Annotated in this window: 8 protein-coding genes, 1 pseudogene and 1 riboswitch; of the genes and pseudogenes, 4 read left to right on the top strand and 5 right to left on the bottom strand. The window is 58.8% G+C overall.

All coding sequences use genetic code 11. The features are described 5' to 3' along the window. Positions 1-235, bottom strand: a pseudogene (locus tag BLR85_RS27130) (IS110 family RNA-guided transposase); the annotation flags it as partial. A 131-nt stretch (positions 236-366) separates the two neighbouring features. Here BLR85_RS27130 and BLR85_RS27125 point away from each other — a divergent pair. From BLR85_RS27125 to BLR85_RS27115, 3 genes are all read left to right on the top strand, one after another. Next, positions 367-630 (top strand): hypothetical protein, encoded by a 264-nt coding sequence (locus BLR85_RS27125; RefSeq protein WP_139188582.1) that lies wholly within the window; start codon positions 367-369, stop codon positions 628-630. A gap of 88 nt (positions 631-718) precedes the next feature. Then, entirely contained in the window at positions 719-1,198 is a 480-nt protein-coding gene (locus tag BLR85_RS27120; RefSeq protein WP_093164753.1) for a hypothetical protein, read from the top strand. Between the two features lie 10 nt (positions 1,199-1,208). Continuing rightward, positions 1,209-1,865 carry a hypothetical protein gene (locus BLR85_RS27115; RefSeq protein ID WP_093164749.1) on the top strand — a complete coding sequence of 219 codons (657 nt, stop codon included), beginning with the start codon at positions 1,209-1,211 and terminating at the stop codon, positions 1,863-1,865. 188 nt (positions 1,866-2,053) lie between these two features. On the opposite strand, the gene BLR85_RS27110 is transcribed toward BLR85_RS27115, so the two are convergent. The 4 genes from BLR85_RS27110 to BLR85_RS27095 all read right to left on the bottom strand — a co-directional run bounded on the left by BLR85_RS27110 (position 2,054) and on the right by BLR85_RS27095 (position 6,772). Further along, positions 2,054-2,539, bottom strand: a complete 486-nt coding sequence (locus tag BLR85_RS27110) for a hypothetical protein (RefSeq protein ID WP_093164746.1) — start codon at positions 2,537-2,539, stop codon at positions 2,054-2,056. Between the two features lie 2 nt (positions 2,540-2,541). Further along, a riboswitch (SAM-I-IV-variant riboswitch) is annotated at positions 2,542-2,648 on the bottom strand. A gap of 342 nt (positions 2,649-2,990) precedes the next feature. Beyond that, positions 2,991-3,986: an ABC transporter substrate-binding protein gene (locus tag BLR85_RS27105; RefSeq protein ID WP_093164743.1), complete on the bottom strand. Its 996-nt coding sequence runs from the start codon at positions 3,984-3,986 to the stop codon at positions 2,991-2,993. Between the two features lie 39 nt (positions 3,987-4,025). Then, positions 4,026-5,987, bottom strand: coding sequence for an MFS transporter (locus BLR85_RS27100; RefSeq protein ID WP_093164740.1), 1,962 nt, complete (start codon positions 5,985-5,987; stop codon positions 4,026-4,028). Further along, positions 5,984-6,772: a hypothetical protein gene (locus BLR85_RS27095; RefSeq protein ID WP_093164737.1), complete on the bottom strand. Its 789-nt coding sequence runs from the start codon at positions 6,770-6,772 to the stop codon at positions 5,984-5,986. Before BLR85_RS27095 ends, BLR85_RS27100 begins: the two co-directional genes overlap by 4 nt. Positions 6,773-7,255: 483 nt before the next feature. Here BLR85_RS27095 and BLR85_RS29700 point away from each other — a divergent pair. Next, positions 7,256-7,435, top strand: a 180-nt coding sequence (locus tag BLR85_RS29700) for a hypothetical protein (RefSeq protein WP_212635179.1), incomplete at its 3' end; no start/stop codon positions are given.

The following is a 7,435-nucleotide window of genomic DNA, read 5'->3' as shown; positions in this document are numbered from 1 at the left end:
CATATTGCGGTGCGATCAGCCTTACCTCGTGGTCAAACGCCTCCATTTCACGCGCCCAATAATGAGCGCTCCCACAGGCTTCAAAGATGACCAGGCTTGGCTCTTGCTGCGCCATGAACGCACAAAATTGCTTTCGGCTCAGTTTCTTACGGTACTGCACCTCTCCAGTTCGCGACGCTACGTGGACCTGGAAAACACTCTTTGCCAGATCGACTCCAACCATCATATCCTTCATCTCGCCGTCCTCCTCTACGCGTGGCGTTCAACACCACAATCTTGGCACATTGCGATGCCGTCTGGGGAGGGCGGCAACCATCCCATCTCGCCGAGTGGCGCGGTCTCTGCAAGGCATAAGGGGCAGCTTTCTTGCCCCTGCGTAGACTGGTTCGAATCCGTCTGACAGGCCCGTTGGAGGTTTTCGAAGTGGACGCGCCATGGTCTTACCCGGACCTCGCCACGGCGCAAAAGGGTCTTGGGTCGTCTGGCGTCGCCGCCAATGCCGCCGAGGTCAGCGGGCAGGAGGCGCTTGATGCCGCCCACGCCGCAGCACTCGCTCCGTTCCGCCAGCCCGATGGCGGCTACCGGATCGGAGCCACATTCCGTGTCCTTTTGGCCGAAGTGAGCGCATGAGTTTTTCTTTGCCGGCATCTGCATGATGACGTAGCGTTAGGCAGATGCGCCGTCCTTTCCCAAGGCACCACAGAGTTCGGAGATCACCATGCCCCAGATCCTGCAAGTTGCGGCCATCGCCTTGGCGACGCTCGGAACAGGCGCTGCGACAATGACCGTCATGAACGAAGATATCCCGGACCTCGAAGTGCCCGAAGGTGCATGGACAGCTACCGGCGCTCTTGATGGATTGTCTTTTGACATCATTGGAACAGACCTCGACAGCGGAGCCGTTCTTGAGGACCTCATTTTGTTTCGCAATGGGACGTTTCAGTCGATGGATTGCCAGAATTACTGCGACTTTGGCTGGTCCGATTATCAAACGGACGAGATCGACGGCGTGATCCATTTTACCGCCCGCACCATTTGTCCAGACGCGCCACATACCGTGGTCTGGTTCGGCAGGGTTGATGGCGGCGAAGTTGTGGTCGATGCCACCTGGACCACGCGGCGCTGGTACTGGACGAACCAGATTGTAATTACGGCAACGGGCAATTCCGTTCCCGCGACCGAAGACATAGCCGGATAAGGCGGGGCAAATGCCTCCCTCAAGTTTGAGCCCCGGCGCTCTGTTCCTGCGGTTTGTCCTCCTTGTTGTTGTGATCCTCCTCGCAACCTGGGGCGCGCGTGAGATCCGTGACGCTTTGGACCTGCAAATCCGTCCCGATAATGAACAGCAAGTGCACCGCGCGATTATGTTGGGGTCGGTGGCCTATATCGGCCTGTTGGCGCTGCCATTCGTTCCCGGTGCTGAGATCGGCTTCGCCATGCTGGCCGCCTTTGGCCCCAGTATTGCCCCGCTCATTTACATCAGCACTGTCGCATCGATGATGCTTGCCTTCACCATCGGGCGCTTTCTGCCGGTTGGCGCACTGGAGCGGTTATTGTCCCTTCTGCGCATGTGCCGGGCTGCGGCCCTCGTCGCGCGCGCAGCGCCCCTGTCCGGCGATGAGCGCTTGGCGATACTGCTCGACGGTCAACCTAAACGCGCCAAAAGCCTTGGACTGCGCTACCGCTACATCGCCCTCGCGCTGGCGGTGAACACGCCCGGAAACTCCATCATCGGCGGCGGGGGTGGAATCATGATGATCGCAGGCCTTAGCGGCCTGTTCTCGCCCGCCGCGACGTTTTTCACGGTGATCATTGCCGTCTCGCCAGTTCCCTTGGCTATGATGTTTTTCGGGTTGCGGCTTTGACAATTGAGCTAATGGGATGAACTGCCTTCCCACCAATCCACGGCTATCGTTGTGGGCAAGGGTGGCGAGAGTAGCATCCTATGACCAGCTCGCTTCGGGTTTCCTTGGTCCAATCGCTCGATTTACGTTGGTCATCATTACCATTTTGCCGTCGTGAGTTACGCTGAGGGTGAGAGGAGATCATGTCATCAAACCTCGTCTGCGTCGCTGAAATGGATGGCCACAGCGCGCCGGAAGTCCGTTGCACACAGCGGCGCGATCCGTTCCAACTGGAAAGCCGCGCCGTCTAGGTCGGTATCCTCTATTTCTTGGCACGCCATATCGTAGGCTTTGAGCAAACCAAGGAAGATTTCCTCTCCGGTGCGGAGGCCTGGCATGGGATCGAGGTCATAAAGTTCTTCGTCCTCGTCTCCATCGTCGCGTGGCACCTGAATACTGGTAAGTGTGAACGAGCCGTCCTTTTCGCGTGCCAGATCAAACCACCAACACCATCGCTGAAACATATTCATGCCGGTGGCCATCGCGATGTTCACTGGCTCGCTTACGGCACGGGCGGCAACCTGCGCCGAGGCGGGCAGTGTTAGTTCCGCCTTCGCAATGATGGGGGCCGCCACAGCCCCGGCGAAGAATGCACGGCGGCTCATGACGATCGATTTTTTTTGGGTCTCACTCACGGCTAATCTCCTTTGGTTGCCTGTTTCAGCCGCATCGCCCGTCGTGGGCTACCACCTTGCTGGAGCAGCAGGTTGGTGCCGGGATCACTCCCGGCTCTTGATGCAGGTCATGTCTAACAGATCGGGCGAGTGTGAGACAACTGATTTGCCCCGTATGTCAGCGGACAAACTGGGAATGGGCAGACAATTGACCACAACATCGAGGACGACCAACGCCTAAGTGCGTTCGCGGCGAACGGCAGCAAGGTCGGCAAACATGCCATTGGCGGCTGCGCTGGTCGAGCCGAGGCGCGTTCAAGCCCGGTTTGTCAGTTTACTGCGCAAAGTCGACTTTGGCCTTCTCTTTTTACATCGCACGTGCAGCATCCATTCTAACGTCACGTACGGCCCCAAGCGGACGTTCGTTGCCAGTCCGACCCACAGGTCCGTCTGCAGTGCCAAGGCCCATTCCTCAGTGGATTGTCTCGGCGACCTGAAGGATTTCCACGGGTGGAAAAAAACCAAGCTTTCGGGCGACATCCATGTTCACGACGTAAGCGTAATCCGTCACCTGAGCGATCGGCAAATCACTCGGCTTTTTCTGGTCACGGAGGATGCGCAGCACCTGTTCTGCCGCCACGCGCCCTACGTCATGCGCCTTTGCGGCAATGGAGACAAGCGCGTGGTTCTCGCGTACGAGTTCCTCGTAGGGGCTAAGAACCGGCAGGCCATTTTCGACGGCTGAACTGGTGAAAACCTCCGCGTGAATGCGTAGATAGGAACTCGAGCCAAGGTAGATGAAATCCACACCGGCCTCGGCCAACGCCTTCATCCGTTCCGGGATGAGTGCGGGGTCCGGAGCGTCTGGATTGCCGGGATCGATTTCGATGGCGGTAAAATCGTAGCCGAGTTCCTTGGACAGCGCGCGATGCTCTTCGACCTTGATCAGAGAGTTCCGCTCGTTGCCGTTGTAAAGTATCCCCAAATGCCTGAAGTCAGGCTTGATGCTCCGAATCGTGCGAATGTTCACGGCCTCCGGAACCCGGTTGTAGGTGCCTGCGACATGTGACCTTCCGCTGCCTTCGAAGCTCTCGGCGATCCCCGTTCCGAAGGGATCGGCCACATACCAGAAGACCGCGGGAATGCCCTCGATGTGAGTGCCCTTCCCATCATCCGCCTTTCGCCCGACGATACCCAGCGTCACACTTGTGCCGTAGGTCGCCACAAGATCGACCTTCAGGGACCTCGCCTCTTCGATGAACCCCGGAAATTTCGACTTGTCTTGCCCGGAAAGCCGCAGGAACACCTCCGCGTCGAAACCGCTGTTTTCGATCGTTTCGATGAATCCCTGACATGAGTGTTCGCATTCATGTTCCCAGGTGACCACGTAGATCTTTTTTGTGTCGGCGGCGGCGGCCGTAGCGATGCAAGCCGTGACCAGCGCCAGAACAGATAAAATGCGCGGCATCTCAAGGACCTCCCAACCTATGTAGCCGACCAGGAAAGGTCAGAATTGCTCTAGTTTGTCTCGAACGAGTAAAGACCAGCCGCCCTCGACGATCAACAGCAGCGCCGAACCGGCCAACATAAGGAAGCCAATCATCACGGCGAGCGCGGTGTAGCCAAAGGTCGAAGCCAGCAACGCGCCGGTGACGAGGCCGAGAATCGCCGCCAACCTCTCGATCAGTCGAACCGCCGCAAGGCCCGTGCCGCGGCTCTCGGGATGTCCGCTGGACTCGGCGATCCGTATGACCTGCGCATAGAGCGTCGCATCGCTCAGCGCGTAGCCGAAACCGAAAAGCGCGATCACCACGAACATCGCCCAGAAACCGCTCCAGAGCGCAAGCGATGCAAGCGCCAACCCTGAGAGCATCGTGCCTGCGATGAGTAACGGTGCATAGCCGAAGCGCCGGTCGGCAAATCGCGCGATCGCGGGCCCCGTGATCACGGGCACAAGGTAAAACACCATCATAACCCGTCCGATGTCTGCCAGCCGCGCGCCAGCTGCTTCCAGCATCAGCGGTGTCAGATACCAAACGAAAACGGACATGCCGATGTTCATTGTGGCCGCTGAACCGACGACAAGGGCAACAAACCGCGGGTTGAGAAGAATGGCTTTTCTGCGAACGGTTCCGCGCCCTGCTTGGTGGATTTCGCCACGCGTCGGAACACGCCGCGACATCGTCAGCGCGCCGAGAAGGCCCGACAATAGGACGAGCCCCGCGCCGACGAAGAAGGTCGGGCCTTCGCCTATCCGGTCGGCAAGAACTCCTCCCAGGGCCGTACCGGCGAACGCGCCACCGAGAATGACAAAGAGGTAGCTGCCGATGGCCTGGGCGTCTTCGCCCTTCGGCGCCGTGCGGATCGCGTATTCCTGACACGCGATGGTCGCCGCCGCATAAACAAGCGCCATGGCGCCAAACCAGAAAGCAATCCACAGCGCCGATTGCCCGGAGCCGACCCCGATCATCGCGAGCGCCGTAAGCGGTACGCAGGACAGGAAGAGCGTGCGCGGGCTCACCGCCTCTGCAAGCCAGCCGCTGAAGGGAGCAAGGAAGGCGATTGCCGCCAGATAGGCCAACAGCGGTGCGGTCGCGGCAAGGTCCGAGCTCATCCAATCCGGAGCGCCGGCATCTCGGGCATAGAGCGGCAGAAAGGCGCCACTGATCTCGGTCGCAACGGAAAAAATCAGCAACGGCAAGCGGACGTCGACGAAATAGGCCTGCGGCAGGCGGGTCAAGTCGGCCTGCCGGGACGCACGTTCGGCGAGATCGAGCGCGCGATCAGAGACACGCCGTGCAATTCGCCTTAAATCTCCCGAATCCGCCGCCGGAATGACATGGCGAAAGCTGCCGGCGGCTTGCATGTGCAGTAGTGTCAGAATTCGGTCGAGCGGTTTGCCCAGTGCGCCCGCCATGACCGAGATTATCAATTCGAAGGCCAAGAGGACCGATATTAGCCCAACGACAAAGACATCGAGCATGACGTCCTGCAGGTGGGTGCGCACCAAGGCGGGATCAACCTCGATCCGGATCTCGCCGACGAGAATGTTTCGGGCCAGGATTGGAAGAGCAAAGACCGATTGCTGCTGCGATCCCATGGGGGTGAAACGTTCCGAGACGGACCTCGAAGTCGGTTCGGGTCGTTCGGCAAGGGCGAGGACATTTCCATCGGAGGTTGTCAGCGAGATGCGTTGTACATCCTCGAACTCATCCATGATTTCGGTGATGTAGCGATCGACGCCAGAGACGGATTCCAGAGGAATGCCCGCCTCCATCGCGCGTTCAAACCCGTCGCGCATTGTTTCGGCTATAAGCTGCGACCGTCGGTCCAGTTCCGGCTGGATCGCGATGTCGAAAATTCGCAATGAGCCGAACATCAGCGCAAGGAGCGAGACACAAACGTAGAGCGCAACCCAGAGGATAACTCTACGCGCAGCAACACGCCCAGGTTGATCCATTTGGCTCATGGACTGTTACCCGCCTGTTCCTGTCCCCGCATGGTCGCACGTTTCTGGCGGTAGCGGTCCTCTGACGTTTCCAGGAGTTCGCGAAACTCGGTGGTTTCCAGACCAAGAGCCTTGACGTTGTTTTCAGGCGCAGTCCTTTTCCCCAAGCCACGCCAGAACCCCATTTCGAAGGCGTCGAAACTTTCCAGCAACCCTTCGAATACCCGGACATGTTCCGCGAGAACACGCCGCAATATGAGCCAGCCGATCACGACCGACACCGCCAATACGCCGCCGGCGAGCAGAACGAGAAGTGTGGCCATGGCAAGCACCTGCACTTTCGCCTCGCGTTTTGAATACTCAACGACTATCGACCCGGCATTGGCACCAAATGAACTTCGGATAACTGTGCCAATCACGAAGCTTCCACGGGTCTCGACTTGCCACGCAACGCTGCCGTCGTCCGGCCGCCCGGCGAGCAGGGTGTCGAGCGGCAGCGTGCGGTCTGCGGCCACCTGTACGACGTTGTTTTGGGGGTCGATCAAATAGATGCCGAGAATCGAGTCGTCGCTCAGCCGAGCGCGCTCTAGAATCGCGTTTGCATTGCGAACCGTCGATAGAGGCACGCCAATATCCGCGACAGCCTCGAAAGGATCACGGATCTTTTCAATCAGAACGACGAGCCGATCGCGGATGAGGCCCGAGAGGATGGCGTTGTATTGCAATGTGGCGAGACCGACAAATACGGTCAGCGTGACGAGATTGACTGCAATGATGGCGACGAGAACGCGCCAGATTAAGGCCATCGTTCCTCCCCGACGCATCGAATTCGGATCATGGTCACTTCATAGCAACCGTGTCGTATCAGCAGCTTTGCGTCAAATGTTCAGTTCTACCAGGGTTGCTTCCCTCGAACGCGCTTCGATGCAGATGCGGGCGAGCAATCAACCGATTTGCCGCAGAACATCGCAAGGTAATTCGGGGGGGGCTTTCAGTCGGACATCAGCGCGAGATACTCTCGTGCCATCCTCTTGCGGTTTGGGGACGCTGGTTCCAAATGCTGGAAATCGCCCAATCCCACAAGCCACGTAGCAGAATTCGCAACCGAGGTTAGGCTCCAGACTTCGGTAACGGGGCGGGCTCTGTCAATGGGGATTGCCCACACACGATCGTCCGACGCTCTCCTTTGAGCGCCGATCATCTGTATTTTTTGTCCGTTGTGGCGTTTCTCGCCAGCCCTTCTTTAACAGATCTCCCTCGGGTTCATGCTTCGGTCCGTGGTCGGCGCGATGGCCGCCAACATGATGCTGGTTCAGTGCGGTATCCGAATTGCCCATCTCATTGGCGTGCTCGACTGGAACGTCGGCGACGGTCCTGAACTCGGCATCTTCGGAACCGCGTCCCGATGGGGACCTCGAAGGGCTGGTTTCAATCAGCCATCAACGGCTCGTCGGTTGCCTTGCTCTCAT

This window comes from Aliiruegeria lutimaris, assembly GCF_900099935.1.
Classification (GTDB): domain Bacteria; phylum Pseudomonadota; class Alphaproteobacteria; order Rhodobacterales; family Rhodobacteraceae; genus Tropicimonas; species Tropicimonas lutimaris.
The sequence above is the reverse complement of the archived record's forward strand: the minus strand, read 5'-3'. Positions and strand labels throughout refer to the sequence as shown.